This is a genomic window from Pseudomonas sp. LBUM1644, assembly GCF_059716195.1.
The window spans coordinates 2,950,916-2,969,163 of the sequence record NZ_CP166812.1 but is presented as its reverse complement, the minus strand read 5'-3'; the positions used below and the strand labels follow the sequence as shown (position 1 = coordinate 2,969,163).

Annotated in this window: 14 protein-coding genes; 12 read left to right on the top strand and 2 right to left on the bottom strand. The window is 61.4% G+C overall.

Annotated elements, in window-relative coordinates; genetic code table 11:
* The first annotated feature begins 11 nt into the window (after positions 1 to 11).
* Positions 12 to 791, top strand: a complete 780-nt coding sequence (locus tag ACA052_RS13360; RefSeq protein ID WP_497650100.1) for a TSUP family transporter — start codon at positions 12 to 14, stop codon at positions 789 to 791.
* On the opposite strand, the gene nudC is transcribed toward ACA052_RS13360, so the two are convergent.
* The gene (nudC, locus tag ACA052_RS13355; RefSeq protein ID WP_497650099.1) at positions 759 to 1,589 is read right to left on the bottom strand and encodes an NAD(+) diphosphatase; all 831 of its coding nucleotides are present in this window, start codon (positions 1,587 to 1,589) and stop codon (positions 759 to 761) included. The two genes, ACA052_RS13360 and nudC, sit on opposite strands and share 33 nt — an antisense overlap.
* Before the next feature lie 7 nt (positions 1,590 to 1,596).
* Positions 1,597 to 2,409, bottom strand: coding sequence for a crotonase/enoyl-CoA hydratase family protein (locus tag ACA052_RS13350; protein ID WP_497650098.1), 813 nt, complete (start codon positions 2,407 to 2,409; stop codon positions 1,597 to 1,599).
* Positions 2,410 to 3,023: 614 nt separating this feature from the next.
* On the opposite strand from ACA052_RS13350, the gene glgA reads away from it, so the two are divergent.
* The 11 genes from glgA (at position 3,024) to ACA052_RS13295 (ending at position 18,245) form a co-directional block, all read left to right on the top strand.
* Positions 3,024 to 4,610: a glycogen synthase GlgA gene (gene glgA / locus ACA052_RS13345; protein ID WP_497650097.1), complete on the top strand. Its 1,587-nt coding sequence runs from the start codon at positions 3,024 to 3,026 to the stop codon at positions 4,608 to 4,610.
* A 17-nt stretch (positions 4,611 to 4,627) separates the two neighbouring features.
* Positions 4,628 to 6,424 carry a malto-oligosyltrehalose trehalohydrolase gene (gene treZ, locus ACA052_RS13340; protein WP_497650096.1) on the top strand — a complete coding sequence of 599 codons (1,797 nt, stop codon included), beginning with the start codon at positions 4,628 to 4,630 and terminating at the stop codon, positions 6,422 to 6,424.
* Entirely contained in the window at positions 6,421 to 8,499 is a 2,079-nt protein-coding gene (gene malQ, locus ACA052_RS13335; protein ID WP_497650095.1) for a 4-alpha-glucanotransferase, read from the top strand. Before treZ ends, malQ begins: the two co-directional genes overlap by 4 nt.
* Complete coding sequence (locus ACA052_RS13330) at positions 8,496 to 11,261, top strand: malto-oligosyltrehalose synthase (RefSeq protein WP_497650094.1); 2,766 nt, start codon at positions 8,496 to 8,498, stop codon at positions 11,259 to 11,261. The genes malQ and ACA052_RS13330 overlap by 4 nt, the downstream gene beginning before the upstream one ends.
* 21 nt (positions 11,262 to 11,282) lie before the next feature.
* A complete protein-coding gene (locus ACA052_RS13325) occupies positions 11,283 to 11,612 on the top strand; it encodes a DUF2934 domain-containing protein (protein WP_497650093.1) in 330 nt (109 codons plus the stop codon).
* A 212-nt stretch (positions 11,613 to 11,824) separates the two neighbouring features.
* Positions 11,825 to 13,984 carry a glycogen debranching protein GlgX gene (gene glgX / locus ACA052_RS13320; protein WP_497650092.1) on the top strand — a complete coding sequence of 720 codons (2,160 nt, stop codon included), beginning with the start codon at positions 11,825 to 11,827 and terminating at the stop codon, positions 13,982 to 13,984.
* 1 nt (position 13,985) lies between these two features.
* A complete protein-coding gene (locus ACA052_RS13315; protein WP_497650091.1) occupies positions 13,986 to 14,975 on the top strand; it encodes an acyl-CoA dehydrogenase family protein in 990 nt (329 codons plus the stop codon).
* The gene (locus ACA052_RS13310; RefSeq protein ID WP_497650318.1) at positions 14,972 to 15,730 is read left to right on the top strand and encodes a PIG-L deacetylase family protein; all 759 of its coding nucleotides are present in this window, start codon (positions 14,972 to 14,974) and stop codon (positions 15,728 to 15,730) included. The genes ACA052_RS13315 and ACA052_RS13310 overlap by 4 nt, the downstream gene beginning before the upstream one ends.
* A complete protein-coding gene (locus tag ACA052_RS13305) occupies positions 15,727 to 16,326 on the top strand; it encodes an SAM-dependent methyltransferase (RefSeq protein WP_497650090.1) in 600 nt (199 codons plus the stop codon). The genes ACA052_RS13310 and ACA052_RS13305 overlap by 4 nt, the downstream gene beginning before the upstream one ends.
* 196 nt (positions 16,327 to 16,522) lie before the next feature.
* A complete protein-coding gene (locus ACA052_RS13300) occupies positions 16,523 to 17,281 on the top strand; it encodes a PIG-L deacetylase family protein (RefSeq protein WP_497650089.1) in 759 nt (252 codons plus the stop codon).
* Positions 17,282 to 17,444: 163 nt separating this feature from the next.
* Complete coding sequence (locus ACA052_RS13295) at positions 17,445 to 18,245, top strand: endonuclease/exonuclease/phosphatase family protein (RefSeq protein WP_497650088.1); 801 nt, start codon at positions 17,445 to 17,447, stop codon at positions 18,243 to 18,245.
* Positions 18,246 to 18,248: the final 3 nt, after the last annotated feature.

Sequence of the window (18,248 nt, the reverse complement as noted above, 5' to 3'; positions counted from 1 at the left end):
AAGCCGATTCCATGCCTTTCGAACTCAGTGTTGACCTCACCACCCTGGCCATTCTGGCCATAGTCGCTTTCATTGCCGGTTTCATCGACGCCATCGCGGGCGGCGGTGGTCTGTTGACCACGCCTGCGCTGCTGACCGCGGGCCTGCCGCCGCATCTGGTACTGGGCACCAACAAACTCAGCTCGACCTTTGGCTCGGCCACCGCCAGTTTCACCTTCTACCGCCGCAAGCTGTTTCATCCGAGGCAATGGGTGCATGCCATCGTCGGCACGCTCGTCGGCGCACTGACCGGCGCCGTGGTCGCGCATTACTTGCCGGCCGAATGGCTGAACAAAATGCTCCCGGTGATCGTCTTCGCCTGCGGCGTCTATTTGTTGTTCGGTGGCACGCCAAAAGCGCCGCTGGACAGCGATGCGCCGATCAAGAAGAAGTGGCAATCGACCCAAGGCTTCAGCCTCGGTTTCTACGACGGTGTGGCCGGCCCCGGCACCGGTGCGTTCTGGACGGTCAGCAGCTTGCTGATGTACCCCATCGATCTGGTGAAGGCCAGCGGCGTGGCGCGCAGCATGAACTTCGTCAGCAACATAGCGGCGCTGTCGGTGTTCGTGTTTTCCGGGCAAGTCGATTGGATCATTGGCCTGTGCATGGGTCTGTCGGTGATGGTCGGTGCGTTTTTTGGCGCACGTTCCGCCATCAGCGGCGGCGCCAAGTTCATTCGCCCGGTGTTCATCACCGTGGTGTTGGGTTTGACCGTGCGTTTAGCCTGGCAACACTGGTTCAGCGTGGCCTAACCGCCGCGCCACGTAGACGTCGATCAGGTAACGGGCAATCGAGCGTGACGCCGGCAACGGCGGCAGCTCGTGCACGTTGAACCACTGGGCGTCTTCGATCTCGTCCTCCTGACAGACAATCTCGCCGCCGGCATATTCCGCGTGAAAGCCCAGCATCATCGAGTGCGGGAACGGCCAGCACTGGCTGCCCAGGTACTGGATGTTCTTGACCTCGATCTGCACTTCCTCACGAACCTCGCGAATCAGACAGTCCTCCGCCGACTCACCCGGCTCGGCAAACCCGGCGAGCGTGCTGTAGACCCCGGTCACAAAGCGTGGCGAACGGGCCAGCAGCACTTCATCACCCCGGGTCACCAGCACGATCATGCTCGGCGAAATGCGTGGATAACTGCGCAAGTCGCACGGCTGGCAATACATTGCCCGCTCCCTCGGCACCTGCGTCATGGCCTGCCCGCAGTTACCGCAAAACCGGTGTTCGCGGGCCCAGGTGCCGATTTGCGCCGCGTAGCCAAGCACCTTGTAGACCGTGTGATCACCTTCCAGCATGAACGCCCGCAGACCTTTCCAGTTGCAGCCTGGTACGTCGCTGGGACTGCGCAACTCCAGCAGGTAAACCGGCTCGCCGTCCAGATGGCCGATGCCATGTTCAGCGAGGATCGACAGGTCCTGGCGCTTGAGCCATTCCCTGGGGAACAGCGCGCCATTGTCATCAAACAGAAAGCCCTCGGGGCTGCGCGCTACGGCCCAGCCGCCGGGTTGGTCGGTGTCCAGTACTGCGGTGGTCCAGCGTGAGGTCATTTTTCAATCAATCCAGAAATTCGGGTTTCTGTTTGCTCATATGGGCGGCCATGGCCACGCGCAGATCGGTGGATTGCAGCATGGCGGCGTTCCAGGTGGCGACGTATTCGAGGCCGTCGTCGATGCGATGGTCGCGCATGTAGCTGATCATCTCCTTAGTGCCGGTGATGGCAATCGGCGACTTGCCAGCGATGTCGCGGGCTATGCCCATGACGCCGTCGAGCAGGCTGGCGGTATCGCTGTAGACGCGATTGACCAGGCCCATGCCACGCGCTTCTTCGGCACCGAAGGTGCGACCAGTGTAAGCGAGTTCACGCAGCATGCCGTCACCGATGATGCGCGGCAAGCGTTGCAATGTGCCAACGTCCGCCGCCATGCCGATGTCGATTTCCTTGATCGAAAACTGCGCGTCTTCGGCAGCGTACCGCATGTCGCAGGCGGCGATCAGGTCGATCGCACCGCCCAGGCAATAGCCCTGAATCGCCGCCAACACCGGCTTGCGGCAATTGTCGACCGCATTGAAGGAGGCTTGCAGGGCCAGGATCTTTCGGCGCAGCAAGCGCGCATTGCGGCCGACGTCCTTGCCCAGTTCATTGGCGACCCCGGCCAGCATCATCAGGTCGATGCCGGACGAAAAATGCTTGCCTGCACCACTGAGGACCACTACGCGGACTTCGTCGGTGTCCTCCACCCACTGGAAGATCTCGATGATTTCGCTCCAGAACGCGGCATTCATCGAATTGATTTTTTCCGGACGATTGATCTGCACATGGGCAATTTTGTTGGCCAGTTCGACGGTGAATGCAGTGTATTGAGACATCGCAGTGATCCTTTACCGGGAAAAAATGAGGTCCGAACTATATCAAGGCCCCAAGACAAATTCCTGTAGGCGCTGCCGAAGGCTGCGATCTTTTGATCTTGCTTTTTAAGATCAAGATCAAAAGATCGCAGCCTTCGGCAGCTCCTACAGGAGGGCGCACCAATACGGGGCGGGAGGGATGCAGCGCCGCGCACGGTTATGTGACGGCAGGGTTACCTAATAGGGCTCGATCGCAAAAAAAACTGCACTTCGTCGGAGCGTTTTCCTCCCGACCCGGGACGTTCGTACCTCTTTGAACCGATTGTCGAACAATTTTGCCATTTGAGCTTCACCGCTCTAAGTTCTGGCCTAGACTCATTTTCGCGGGGTAAAACCGGTCGGTCACAAAGTGTGAAAAAAATCGAAACTTTTGCTGTTCGTGGTCGGTCCTCTGAAAGGTAAGTGCGTTGCGACTGGTGCAATCCTTGCAACGTCCACTCCAGCCATTCTGCTTCAACGCATTGGCAGCGCTTGCTCACCGATGTGTCGCGCGTTTGCGCCCGGCCACAGGAATTGGCCACGAAACACCGTCAGTGCCAGACCTGAGAATTAGATCAACAACACGGGAGATTCATATGATCAGTGCGGCTTTAGATATTCAGGGAGAACGTGCTCATCAGCAGGTCGGCGAATCGAACGCCGTGAGCGCGCCATCGGCCCAATCGGTCATCGTTCCCGGCACCAAGACGCTTGCACCGGTTGTGAGCCAAAATCCGAACAGGAAAAAAGTGTTATTCGTGACCTCGGAAATCGCCGACCTGGTGAAAACCGGTGGTCTGGGCGACGTCTCCGCAGCGCTGCCCCGGGCTATGGCCCACCTGCACGATGTGCGCGTGTTGATCCCCGGTTACCCGCAAGTGCTGCACAGCGAAAACCCGATTCACATTATTGGTGAACTCGGTGGGCACGCGGCGTTGCCACCGTGCAAGATCGGGCGCATGGACATGCCCGACGGTCTGGTCATTTATGTGCTGATCTGCCCCGAACTCTACGAGCGCGAAGGTTCGCCCTACGGCGCCAATAACGGTCGCGACTGGCCCGACAACCACATCCGCTTTGCTCGCCTGGGCCTGGCGGCCGCCGATATCGCTGCCAACCTCGCGCAAATTCACTGGTGCCCGGACCTGGTGCACGCCCATGACTGGCCGGCCGGCCTGGCGCCTGCCTACATGCACTGGCGTGGGCAGCGCACCCCGACGCTCTTCACCATTCATAACCTGGCCTATCAAGGCGTGACCAGCCTGGGTTCGTGCCCTGAACTGGGCATCCCTGCCCATGCCTTACAACAGGAAGGCATGGAGTTCTACGGCAAGATGTCGTTCCTCAAGGCCGGCATGGCCTATTCGAGCCACATCACCACGGTCAGCGCCACCTACGCCCAGGAAATCACCACCCCGGCCTTCGGCTGCGGCCTCGACGGTTTTCTCGCCGCCAAGACCCAGCAAGGTTTGCTCAGTGGTATTCCCAACGGCATTGATGAAAGCTGGGACGCCGCCACCGATCCGCACCTGTTCTGCCCCTTCAGCATCGGCGATTGGGAAGGCAAGGCGGTCAACGCCGCGCATGTCCGTGATCTTTTCGGCCTCGACGACTCCGAGGGCCCGCTGTTCGCGGTGGTCTCGCGCCTGGTGTATCAAAAAGGCCTGGACCTCACCGAAGCCGTCTCTGAATACATCGTCAAGTCTGGCGGCCAGATCGCAATCATCGGACGTGGCGAACCGGAAGAAGAACAAGCCATGCGTGAACTGGCCCTGCGTTTCCCTGGTCAGGTCGGTGTACGTATCGGCTTCAACGAAACCGATGCCCGGCGCATGTTCGCCGGCAGCGACTTCCTGCTGATGCCTTCGCGTTACGAACCGTGCGGCTTGAGCCAGATGTACGCCCAGCGTTTTGGTTCGTTGCCGGTGGCGCGCAATACCGGTGGCCTGGCCGACACCATCGAAAACGGTGTCACCGGGTTCCTCTTCGACGAGTCCACGGTGGAGAGTTATCAAGAAGCGCTGAGCCGGGCGTTCAAGGTTTTCGCCTTCCCCGAACTGCTTCACGCCATGCGCTGCCGTGCCATGGCCGCACCGTTCAACTGGTGCAAAGCGGTCGAACCGTACGCCGATCTCTACGAACAGCTGGTCATCAAGGCGTTGGGTAAAGCAGGCCACAAATAATCAGAGGTTTTCAACGAATGCCGTTACGGACTCTTGAGACCTGGCCCCACGGCGCAATCATGCTGGACGCAGAGCACACGCGTTTTGCCTTGTGGGCGCCAGATGCGTTTTACGTCAGTGTTGAACTGGAAGATGGACAATCCTTGCCGCTGCTGCCTCAGGCCGACGGTTGGTTCGTGATCAAAACCCGCTGCCCCGCCGGTACGCGTTACCGCTACAACATCGACGGTGAGCTGGACGTGCCCGACCCGGCCTCCCGCGCGCAGGACGGGGCGCTGCACCTGCAGAGCGTGGTGGTCGATCCCCTCGCCTACCGCTGGCAACACAATGAGTGGCAAGGTCGCCCATGGAATGAGGCGGTGATTTACGAACTGCACGTCGGTGCGCTCGGCGGCTTCAGTGAGGTCGAGCAGCACCTGGCGCGCCTCGTTGAACTGGGCATCACCGCGATCGAATTGATGCCTTTGGCGCAGTTTCCCGGTGAACGCAACTGGGGCTACGACGGGGTATTGCCCTACGCGCCACAGTCTTCCTACGGTTCTCCCGAACAACTCAAACACCTGATCGACACCGCACACGGCCATGGCCTGGCGGTGATTCTCGACGTCGTCTACAACCACTTCGGTCCGGACGGCAATTACCTGCATCACTACGCGAAAAGTTTCTTTCGTGAAGACAAGCACACCCCCTGGGGTGCGGCCATCGACTTCCGGCGACGCGAAGTGCGGGACTTCTTCATCGAAAACGCGTTGATGTGGCTGATGGAGTACCGTTTCGACGGCTTGCGGCTGGACGCGGTGCACGCGATCGAGAGCCCGGACTTCTTGCAGGAACTGGCCCATCGGGTTCGCCAGCAAGCCGATCCGGCGCGGCATGTCTGGTTGATGGTGGAAAACGAACACAACCAGGCCAGCCTGTTGGAACAAGGTTACGACGCCCAGTGGAACGATGACGGTCATAACGCGTTGCACGTTCTGCTGACCGGCGAAACCGATGCCTATTACGCTGACTATGCAGAACAACCGACCCAGCAACTGGCGCGTTGCCTGAGCCAGGGTTTCGTATTTCAGGGCCACATCAACCGTCACGGCGAACCCAGGGGTGAACCCAGTGGACACCTGCCACCCACCGCGTTCGTCCTGTTCCTGCAAAACCATGACCAGATCGGCAACCGCGCCTTCGGCGAGCGGTTGCATCAGTTGGCGCATCCTGAAGCCCTGAAAGCCGCCACCGCGCTGCTGCTGTTGTCGCCGATGATCCCGCTGATGTTCATGGGTGACGAGTTCGGGGTCGAAGAACCTTTTCTGTTTTTCACTGACCATCACGGCGAACTGGCGGAGCTGGTGCGTGAAGGTCGACGCAATGAGTTTGCCGCCTTCAGCGTGTTTGCCGACCCACATAAGCGCGAACAGATTCCCGACCCCAACGCGTCCCGGACATTTGAAGCGTCACGGCCCGACCTGTCCGCCCCGGAGCAGCCGGCAATCGAAGCGTTGTACCGACAGTTGCTGAGCCTGCGCCACGAACACATCATCCCGCGCCTGCCGGGCACGCGTTCGCTGGGCGCCGAGGTGATTGGCAAAGGCGCAGTGAGCACGCGCTGGTCCCTGGGTGACGGCAGCGAGCTGCGCATTGACCTGAACCTCGGCGACACGCCCGTGGTCCACACCTCACAGGCCGGTGCACGGTTGTTGTTCGAACACCCTGCGCAATCAGCCCGCCTGTTGGATCAGGGGCATCTTGCCCCGTATTGCGCGCTTGTCAGTCTCACGGCCGCAGCCCCTTTGCTACCCCCGGATGGAGAGCGCCCATGAGTGATGCGCAACTGGAAATACTGGCCGGCCGAGCTGGCCTGGCCGTCGACTGGATCGACGCCAACGGCCGCCCGCAGAAAGTCGCCCCATCGGTATTACGCGCCGTCCTCACCGGACTCGGCCACCCGGCCGGCAGCGCCCAGGAAATCGACGCCAGCCTGCAGGAATTGCTGCAGGTGCAACAGACTCACGTGCTACCGCCGCTTATTACCGCCGACTTCGGTGCCGGATTGAACCTGGCCCGTTACTTCGAACCGCAAACGCCTTGCGAAATCCACCTTGAAGATGGTTCGCGACTCAACCTGAAACTGGATGCCGAAGCAGTGCTTCCGGGCTTGATCCCGGTCGGTTATCAGCATGTCAGCATCGATGGGCAATCCTTCACACTGGCGGTTGCCCCGGCACGCTGCTACAGCGTCGGTGACGCCGTCGACAGCCCGATCCCTCGCACCTGGGGCCTGAGCGTGCAACTGTACTCGCTGCGTCGCCCCGGCGATGGCGGTTTCGGCGATACCCAGGCGCTCGAAGACCTGGCCCGAGTCGCCGGTGAACGTGGCGCCGAGGCCTTGGCGATCAGCCCGTTGCACGCGATGTTCAGCAATGATACCCAGCGTTACAGCCCCTATTCGCCCTCCAGCCGCTTGTTCCTCAATAGTCTCTACGCTGCGCCCGGTGCAATCCTCGGTGAGCGCGCGCTGCGCAGCGCCATCGATGCAACCGGCCTGGCCGCCGAGCTCAAGGGTCTGGAAGAGCTGCCATTGATCGATTGGCCGACCGCCGCCGAAGCCAAGCATCGACTGTTGCAGGCGCTGTACGAAGGCTTCGTGCTGGGTGAACACCCGCTGCACGCCGACTTCAGCAGCTTTCGTCACGCCGCTGGTGAAGCACTGGAAAATCACTGCCGTTTTGAAGCCATTCAAGAAGCCCGCGCGGCCAAGGGTGAAAACCTCGACTGGCGCGAGTGGCCCGAACAATGGCGCGACCCGCGCAGCGCCGCACTGGCCGAGTTTGCCGAAGAGAACGCCGGACGCATCGGCTTCTTCGCTTTCTGCCAGTGGTTGATTACTCGATGCCTTGAGCGCGTGCAAACCGCCGCGCGCGGCAGTGGCATGAACATCGGCCTGATTGCCGATCTCGCGGTGGGTGCCGATGGCGGTGGCAGTCAGGCCTGGAGCCGCCAGGATGAACTGCTGGCCTCCCTGACCGTCGGCGCGCCGCCGGACATACTCAATCGCAGTGGCCAGGGATGGGGCATCTCCGCGTTTTCACCCGAAGGCCTGGTCCGCAACGGTTTTCGTGCGTTTATTGAAATGCTGCGGGCCAACTTCGCGCACGCCGGTGGCCTGCGGATCGATCACGTCATGGGCCTGCAACGGCTATGGGTGATCCCCAACGGTGCGTCGCCCGCGGATGGCGCCTACCTTTATTATCCGGTCGACGACTTGCTGCGTCTGCTGGCGCTCGAGTCTCATCGCCACCAGGCGATTGTCCTCGGCGAAGACCTCGGTACCGTGCCCGATGGCCTGCGGGAAAAATTGATCGCCCGCTCGATCCTCGGCATGCGCGTGCTGTTGTTCGAACAGGACAACACTCACTTCAAGTCGATCCTCGATTGGCCGGATAACGCATTGGCAACCACCAGCACCCATGATCTGCCAACGATCAATGGCTGGTGGCATGGTCACGATATCGACTGGAGCTCACGTCTGAACCTGGTCGACGCCAAGGGTGAAATCGACTGGCGTCAGCACCGCGAACGTGAACGCGAGGGCCTGCGACGCGTGTTAAGCGAGGACCCGCAGAACTTTCGCGAAGAGTCCCACGAGTCCGATCAGATTCTCGATGCGGCCATCCGTTTTCTCGGTCACACCCGCGCGCCCTTGGTGTTGTTGCCGCTGGAGGATGCCTTGGGTATCGAGCAGCAAGCCAACCTGCCTGGCACCATCGACACGCACCCCAACTGGTCACGGCGACTGCCCGGCAACAGCGAGGCGTTGCTCGATGGCCCGGACGCTGCCCGGCGCCTGGAACTGCTCGCCTGCGCGCGACTTCAGGCCGGCGAGCGTGATCAATGACTCCATTGGCCATCCAGCCGTTGCGGGCGACCCTGCGACTGCAATTTCATAAAGGTTTCACGCTGGACGACGCGGTGCCACTGGTGCCGTACTTTGCCAGCCTCGGCATCAGCCATGTCTACGCCTCACCATTGCTGAGCGCCCGTGCCGGTTCCATGCATGGCTATGACGTGGTCGACCCGACCACGGTCAATCCCGAACTCGGTGGCGAGGCGGCGTTGCGCCGTTTGGTCAGTGCCTTGCGTGAGCAAAAGATGGGGCTGATCCTCGATATCGTCTCCAACCACATGGCCGTCGGCGGGGGTGATAATCCCTGGTGGCTGGACTTGCTGGAATGGGGACGGCTGAGCCCTTACGGCGAATTCTTCGACATCCAGTGGCATTCGCCCGACCCCTTGATGGAAGGCCAGTTGCTGCTGCCGTTCCTGGGCAGCGATTACGGGGTCGCCTTGCAGGACGGCACCCTGCCCTTGCGCCTGGATGCCCGGCGGGGCGAGTTTTTTGTCGAGCACTATGACCATCGTTTCCCGATCTGCCCGATGAATTACGGCGAGTTGCTCAAGGGCGATGACGAGCGCCTGAAATCACTGGCCGAGCGCTTCAGCACATTGAGTTACCAGACGGACGCCCACAGCCTGGCGATTCCGTTAAAAGACGAACTGCGTGAACTGGCCAGCGATCCGGCCATTCGGCAGGTCATTGAACAGAACCTTGAGGCCTACGATTCACTGACCGCGCAAGGTTTCCAGCGCTTGCACCAGCTGCTCGAGCGTCAAAGCTATCGCCTCGCCAGTTGGCGGACGGCTGCGGATGACATCAATTGGCGGCGTTTTTTCGATGTCAACGAACTCGGGGGCTTGCGCGTGGAACGCCCAGCCGTGTTCGAAGCCACCCACGCAAAAATCTTCGAGCTGGTGACGCAAGGCCTGGTAGACGGCTTGCGCATCGACCACATCGACGGCCTCGCCGACCCTCGCGGTTACTGCCGTAAACTGCGGCGTCGAGTCGACAGCCTGTCACCGGGCCGGCATCTGCCCATCTACGTCGAGAAGATCCTTGGTGAAGGCGAAACCCTGCACCGCGACTGGTCGGTGGACGGCACCACCGGTTACGAATTCATGAACCAGTTGTCGCTGCTGCAACATGCCCCGGAAGGTGCCCAGGCCCTGGGCGAACTCTGGAGCAGGCACAGCGAACGGCCCGCGGATTTCCGCCAGGAAGCCCAACTGGCCCGCCAGCAGATCCTCAACGGTTCGCTCGCCGGCGATTTCGAGAGTGTCGCGCAAGCCCTGTTGCAAGTGGCCCGGGAAGACTTGATGACCCGCGACCTGACCCTTGGCGCGATCCGTCGGGCGCTGCAGGAGTTGATCGTGCATTTTCCGGTGTACCGTACTTACATCAGCCCCCGCGGTCGTTCGGCCGAGGACGACGTGTTTTTCCAGCAGGCCATGGAGGGAGCACGACAAACCCTCGGCGAGGCCGATTGGCCGGTACTCGATTGCCTGGCGCGCTGGCTGGGCGGTGAACCGTGGCGCCAACGCCCGGTGGGTCGCCCGCGCAAGATACTTAAACATGCCTGCGTGCGGTTTCAGCAGTTGACCTCCCCGGCCGCCGCGAAGGCGGTGGAAGACACGGCGTTCTATCGTTCGGCGGTGTTGCTGTCGCGCAATGACGTGGGGTTCAGCACCGAGCAATTCAGCGCGCCGGTGAGCGACTTTCATGCGACCTGCCTCAAGCGCCTCGACGAGTTTCCGGACAATTTGCTGGCCACGGCCACTCACGATCACAAGCGTGGCGAAGACACCCGGGCGCGGCTTGCGGTATTGAGCGAGCGCAGCGACTGGTACGTCGAGCAAGTCGAACGCTGGCGTGCGCTCGCCATGTCGCTGCGCAGCGACGACAACGTGCCTTCGGCCGGCGACGAGTTGATTCTCTATCAAGCCATCCTTGGCAGTTGGCCGCTGGCACTGCATAGCGACGATCAGCCTGGCCTTGAGGACTACGCCAAGCGCCTTTGGCAGTGGCAGCAAAAAGCCCTGCGCGAAGCCAAATTGCAAAGTAGCTGGAGCGCTGCGAACGACGCTTATGAACAAGCGACCGAGGCCTTTCTCAATCGACTGTTGTTGAGCCCGGAAGGTCAGGGGCTGCGCTCGGCGCTGGCTCAAGCCGCCCAGGCGATCGCGGCTCCCGGTGCACTCAACGGATTGGCGCAAACCTTGCTGCGCATGACAGTGCCGGGTGTGCCGGACCTGTATCAGGGCGACGAATTCTGGGACTTCACCCTGGTCGATCCGGACAACCGCCGGCCGGTGGATTACGCCAGCCGGCAGCAGTCGATGCAAGTGCCTCTGGACTTGCCCGACCTGTTGGCAAACTGGCGGGACGGCCGCATCAAGCAAACCCTGATCGCGCGTACGCTGAACCTGCGCGCCGAGCATGCCGAGCTGTTTCGACGAGGGTCGTATCAAGCCCTTGAAGTGGTCGGCAGCGAGGCTCATCGGGTCATGGCATTTGCGCGCGAACAGGCTGGAACACGGGCCATCGTGATCGTACCGATACGCTGCGCGCACCTGCTGGAAAACAGTGCCGACCCCCATGTCGGCGCGCCGCAGTGGGGCGATACACGGGTCAAATTACCGTTTGCCGCACCTGACGAAAATCTGAAGGGACTTTTTTCAAGCGTCGCAGTCACACAACACATGGAGCTGCTGATTAGCGCCGCGCTGGGGGATTTCCCGGTCAATCTCTTTATCCAAACTTGAACACAGTTCAGGAGCATTGCGATGAGTACCGACGATAAACGCGTTCGCGAATTTGCCTATCAGATCTGGGAGTCGGAAGGGCAACCCGAGGGCCAGGAAGCCCGTCATTGGGAGATGGCTCGCAAGCTGGCGGAAGCTGAAGCCCTGGCACCAAAAAAATCGCCGAAAGCTTCAGGCAGTAAAGCCGCCACGACCAAACCGGCAGCCAACAAGCCCGACGTCAAACTCAACGGCAAAGCGGCCGAGGCAAAAACCAAGGCCAAGCCAGCCGTGGCTTCAAAGGTCATCCCGCCGGGCGAAAAACCTGCCGAGAAAAAACCTCGAACAGCGAAAAAGCCGCCCGCGGCCTGACGCTCAGCCTCTTGTATCTGCTTGACCTCGTGGCGAGCCCTCTCGCCACCGCGGGCGCGCTCGCCCGTAAAAAACCGGAACGCTGCCGCTCCCTGTAGGAGCTGCCGAAGGCTGCGATCTTTTGATCTTGATCTTTAACGCAACATCAAAAGATCGCAGCCTTCGGCAGCTCCTACAGGGGAACAGCATTACCCCTATTTGCAGGAGCATCTATGACCAGTCCAAAGAAAGCCGCGCCAGAACCTCATGCCGAGGCTTCGCGAATCCGTGAAGGCTTGCCCTTCCCGCTGGGCGCGACCTGGGATGGCCTGGGGGTCAACTTTGCCTTGTTCTCCGCCAACGCCACCAAGGTCGAGTTGTGCATCTTCGACGATGCCGGCGAGGTCGAGCTGGAACGCATCGAGCTGCCGGAATACACCGATGAGATCTACCACGGCTATCTGCCCGACGCTCATCCGGGGCTGATCTACGGCTATCGCGTCTACGGTCCGTACGACCCGGCCAATGGTCATCGCTTCAACCCCAACAAACTGCTGATCGATCCCTATGCCAAGCAACTGGTCGGCAAGCTTAAGTGGTCTGAGGCGCTGTTCGGCTACACCATCGGCCACCCCGACGCCGATCTGAGTTTCGACGAACGCGACAGCGCACCCTTCGTACCCAAATGCAAAGTCATCGACCCGGCGCACACCTGGGGCCACGACCACCGCGTCAGCGTGCCGTGGGACAAGACGATCATTTATGAAACTCACGTGCGCGGCATCAGCATGCGTCACCCTTCCGTCCCCGAGAACCTGCGTGGCACCTTCGCCGGGTTGATGGTCGATGACGTGCTGGAGCACATCCGCAAACTCGGCGTGTCGAGCGTGGAATTGCTGCCAATCCACGCCTTCGTCAATGACCAGCATTTGCTGCACAAAGGCATGACCAATTACTGGGGCTACAACAGCATCGCGTTCTTCGCCCCGGACCCGCGCTACCTGGCCAGCGGCAAGATCGCCGAGTTCAAGGAAATGGTCGCGCACCTGCACGAAGCCAATCTGGAAGTGATCCTCGACGTGGTCTACAACCACACCGCCGAGGGCAACGAGCAAGGCCCGACGCTGTCGATGCGCGGCATCGACAACGCCTCCTATTACCGGTTGATGCCCGACGACAAGCGCTTCTACATCAACGATTCCGGTACCGGCAACACCCTGGACCTGAGTCACCCGTGCGTGTTGCAGATGGTCACCGACTCCTTGCGCTATTGGGCCACGGAAATGCACGTGGATGGTTTCCGCTTCGACCTGGCGACCATTCTCGGGCGCTATCACGACGGTTTCGACGAACGTCACAGCTTCCTCGTGGCCTGCCGCCAGGACCCGGTCCTGCGTCAGGTGAAGATGATTTCGGAGCCGTGGGATTGTGGCCCCGGTGGCTATCAGGTCGGCAACTTTCCGCCGGGCTGGGTCGAATGGAACGACAAATTCCGTGACACCGTACGCGCGTTCTGGAAGGGCGATGACGGCCAACTGGCGGACTTCGCCAGTCGCATGACCGCGTCCGGCGAAATGTTCAATCAACGGGGCCGGCGCCCATACGCCTCGTTGAACTTCATCACCGCCCACGACGGGTTCACCCTCAACGACCTGGTGTCGTACAACGATAAGCACAACGAGGCCAACGACGAAAACAACCAGGATGGCAGCAATAACAACCTGTCCTGGAACCACGGCGTCGAAGGCCCGACCGACGACCCCGAGATCAATGAGCTGCGTCTGCGGCAGATGCGCAATTTCTTCGCCACGTTGCTGCTGTCACAAGGCACCCCCATGCTGGTGGCCGGTGATGAGTTCGCACGTACCCAGGAAGGCAACAACAACGCCTATTGCCAGGACAGCGAGATCGGCTGGGTCAACTGGGACCTCAGCGAAGACGGCAAGGCCCTGCTCAAGTTCGTCAAACGCCTGATCAAGCTGCGCCTGACCTACCCGATCCTGCGTCGCGGGCGGTTCCTGGTGGGCAATTACAACGAAGATATCGGCGTCAAGGATGTCACTTGGCTCGCGCCGGATGGCAGCGAAATGTCCACCGAACAATGGCAGGAAGGCCATGGCCGTTGTCTGGGCATGCTGCTCGATGGCCGCGCCCAGGAAACCGGCATTCGCCGTAAAGGGGCCGACGCCACGCTGCTGCTGGTGGTCAATGCGCATCATGACGTGGTCAATTTCACCTTGCCGGAAGTGCCGGACGGCGGTTTCTGGACCTGCATGATCGACACCAATCAGCCGTCGATCCGGGGTCAGGAGCGGTTTGAATTCGGCCACGAGTATTCCGTCACTGGGCGCTCGCTGTTGCTGTTCGAATTGCAGCATGAGGAAGAAGAGTGAAATGGACCTCCAGGGATTTCTTCAACGCCAATCACCGGACTACGCCGACACCGAGGCGTTAGGCCGGTGCCTGCGGGCCATGGTGCAGGCCGGTCTGGATCGGCTTCCGCTGCCGGGCAGTGGTCAGACATTGAGACGTTTTCAGTGTCTGGCGGACGTTGGCGGTCACGATCTGGGCTTGTGCAAGTTGTACGAAGGCCATACCGATGCGCTGGCGATTATCCAGCAGCTCGGTGGCTCGCCGATGCCCGCCGGCACTTGGGGCATGTGGGCTGCCGAACCGCCGCAGGCGAGGGTCCACGTGAGCGCCCGCGGGCAAATGGTCGCGCTGACCGGCCGCAAGGCGTGGTGCTCGGGGGCCAGGGTGTTGAGCCATGCCTTGCTCACCGCCTGGGATGACCAGGACCGACAGCAATTGGTCGCCGTGGCGCTGGATCAACCGGGCGTCACCGTTACCGACGCAGGTTGGCAAGCGGTGGGCATGGGCGCCACCGGCAGCGTCGACGTGCAGTTCGAAGGCGCGCAGGCGCACGCCATTGGCAACCCTGGCGATTACCTGCAACGGCCCGGTTTCTGGCACGGTGGAATCGGTATCGCGGCCTGCTGGTATGGCGCCGCGCAGACTATCGCCGAGCGCCTGCGCAGCCATTGTGCACACCGCAATGAACCGCACGCCCTCGCCCACTTGGGCGCCGTTGATCGCGCGCTGCATGCCGCCGCCGAGGTACTTCGGGCCAGCGCGATCACCATCGATGCCGCGCCTCAAGCCGATGCCGAATTGTTGGCCCGTCGCGTTCGCGCAGTGGTTGAACACAGTGCCGAACAGGTCATCCAGCACGTCGGCCATGCCCTGGGTGCCGGCCCCTATTGCAAGGATCGGCAATTCGCCCGGCTGATTGCCGACCTGCCGGTGTTCCTGCGCCAAAGTCACGCAGAACGAGACCTTGCAGCGCTCGGAGAAAAAAACCTGAGCGGGACATGGACGTTATGAAAGCCAATCCGATTGTCGGCCAAGGCACCCCGCTGCGGTTATGGCAAACCTCAAGCCACCTGGCGCAACTGCCGGTGGCCGACATCCTGACACTGGTGCCCGAGGGCGCCCGCGCCGTGATCGTCGCACCCCACCCGGACGATGAAATATTAGGCTGCGGCGGCTTCCTGCAGTTGCTGGCCGCCGCTGGGCGCGCCTTGCAACTGATCTCGGTCACCGATGGTTGTGCCAGTCACCCCGGTTCCAGGCGCTGGCCCGTCGAGCGATTGAGCGCCGTGCGCCCGCAGGAATCGGTGGAAGCCCTGCGGCGCCTCGGGCTGCCATTGCACAGCCTGAAATGGCTTCGCGCAGGGTTCGCCGACAGTCAGGTGGCCGCGCAGGAATCGGCGTTGAGCGCGTTCATTGAACGTCACCTGCGTCCCGACGATGTGGTCTTCACCACGTGGCGCGAAGACGGCCATTGTGATCACGAAGCCGTGGGACGTGCCAGTGCCGAAGCGACGCAGCGCGTCGGGGCGACGTTGTATGAGTTGCCGGTCTGGACCTGGCACTGGGCATCGCCTGAAGACAGCCTGGTGCCATGGCACCGTGCACGAAAAATCCTCTTGAAACCCGCACTGGTCGCGCGCAAGCGGCATGCCATCCACGCATTCGCCAGCCAATTGGAAGGTGACCCGCAAATCGGCTTGCCGCCGGTGCTGGCGCCGTATGTGCTCGACCGTCTGCTGCAACCGTTCGAAGTGGTGTTTGTATGAGCGTCGAGGATCGTTATTTTGAGGGTTTGTTCGCCGGCAGTGATGACCCTTGGGCCTTTCGTCAGCGCTGGTACGAGCAGCGCAAACGTGCGGTGACCCTCGCTGCGCTGCCCCGGCCACACTACCGCGCGATCTTCGAACCGGGGTGCGCCAACGGCGAACTGAGTGCGGAGCTGGCCAGCCGCTGTGATCGCCTGTTGTGTTGCGACACCGCTGCCGCCGCCGTGACACTGGCGCGCACACGCCTGAGTCTGTTCGATCACGCAGAAGTCCGGCGCAGCCGCTTGCCAGGCGACTGGCCGAACGAGCAGTTCGACCTCATCGTGCTCAGCGAGCTTGGCTATTACCTGGACGCCGAAGACCTCAAACAACTGATCGAGTGCGCTGCACGGTCGCTGACCGCCGACGGCCAACTGCTGGCCTGTCACTGGCGCCCACCGATTGATGGCTGCCCGCTGAACGCCCGCCAGGTCCATGACTTGCTCCACGAGCACTTGCACTTGCCGCGCCTGGTGTTGCATCAGGAGGCCGATTTCCTGCTGGAACTCTGGAGCCGCGAACCGCGCTCCGTGGCTGCCCTGGAGGGCTTGCGATGATTGGCATCTCCGCCTGGACAGCCGAGCGCAGTTAGTTTCGGCAGACTTTCTGCGGGACATGGTGCAGGCCGGATAAAAACGTAACAGAGGGCGCATTGAGGCGACGAATCGCGTGACATGAGCAATACTCTGCTCGCGGCAATCCAGGGGTTGGAGCGCTGCCCACTGATATCAACCCGAACAAGGATGTAATCCCATGAAACCGGTTTCCATCAGCGAAAACAGCCTGCCTGCACAAATCTGGAACAGCGCCCCGCAACTGAACAACATCCCCGTCATCAGCACCCAGAGCCTGGTCCCCGCCGGCGCGCGCGCCGTAGTGATCGCCCCGCATCCGGGCGATGAAGTCGTGACCTGCGGTGGCCTGCTGCAATTGCTCAGCGCCCTGGGACATCCCCTGCAACTGATCTCGATTACCGACGGCAGCGCCAGCCATCCGGGGTCGCAGCAATGGTCGGAGAAACGCCTGAGTGTGTTTCGCCCCCAGGAAAGTGTCGAAGCCTTGCGTCGGCTCGGCATGCCCATGCACAGCCTGAAGTGGATTCGCGGCGGCTTCACCGACAACGCGCTGGCTGAGAGCGAGGTGCAATTGACTCAATTCATCGCCCGCTACCTGCGTCCCGGGGATGTGGTGTTCAGCACCTGGTGTGAGGACGGTAACGTCGATCATGGCGTCGTCGGGCGCGCCAGCGCGAAAGCCGCGGCCCTGGTCGGCGCAGCGTTCAACGAAATGCCGGTCTGGGCCTGGCACTGGCCGAATCGCGTTCAAGGGCTGATCCCTTGGCACCGTGCACGAAAGGTCCGTCTCGACACCTGGACCGTCGCCCGCAAAAGCCACGCCACCCACGCCTATGCCAGCCAACTCGACGGCGAACCGGCCATCGGCCTCGCACCGCTGCTGCCGCCGGTGCTGCTGGAGCGTATGCGGTTGCCTTATGAGATTGTGTTTGTCTAGAAGATCAAAAGATCGCAGCCTGCGGCAGCTCCTACAAAGGAATGCGATCCCCTGTAGGAGCTGCCGAAGGCTGCGATCTTTTAAAATCACAAAAAAATCCCGCTGAACTGCCCGCTCCCGCATCAGTCGCATACTTAAGCAGCCCTGATTCAGAGGAGTGAACGTGACCATTGATTCCAAGCAGCGGGCCGTCGACCCAGCGTCGTTGGACTCGCCACCGGCGATTCATCGACTACGGGTGCTGACCGTCAACACGCACAAGGGTTTCACTGCCTTCAACCGGCGTTTCATTCTTCCCGAACTGCGCGAAGCGGTACGCAGCACGTCGGCAGACCTGGTGTTCCTGCAGGAGGTGGTCGGCGAACACGACCGTCATTCGTCGCGCTACAACGACTGGCCGCAGACCTCACAATACGAATTCCTCGCCGACAGCATGTGGAGCGACTTCGCCTATGGCCGCAATGCGGTCTACCCCGACGGTCACCACGGCAATGCCTTGCTGTCGAAGTACCCGATCCGCGAATACCGCAACCTCGACGTCTCGATCACTGGCCCGGAACGTCGCGGGCTGCTGCATTGCGTACTGGACGTGCCGGGCCACGCCGAAGTCCATGCGATCTGCGTTCATTTGAGCCTGCTGGAAAGTCACCGCCAGTTGCAGCTCCAGTTGCTGTGCCAATTGCTTGAGTCTTTGCCCGACGGCGCGCCGGTGATCATTGCCGGCGATTTCAATGACTGGCAGCTCCAGGGTAACGCTGCCCTCGCCCGCCGCGATTACCTGCACGAAGCCTTCGAACGCCACCACGGGCGTCCCGCAAAAACCTACCCGGCCAGGTTCCCCCTGCTTCGCCTGGATCGGATCTACCTGCGCAATGCCAGCAGTCACGAGCCGCGAATACTGGGCAGCAAGCCCTGGACGCACCTCTCGGATCACTTGCCACTGTCGGTCGAAGTGCACCTCTGATTC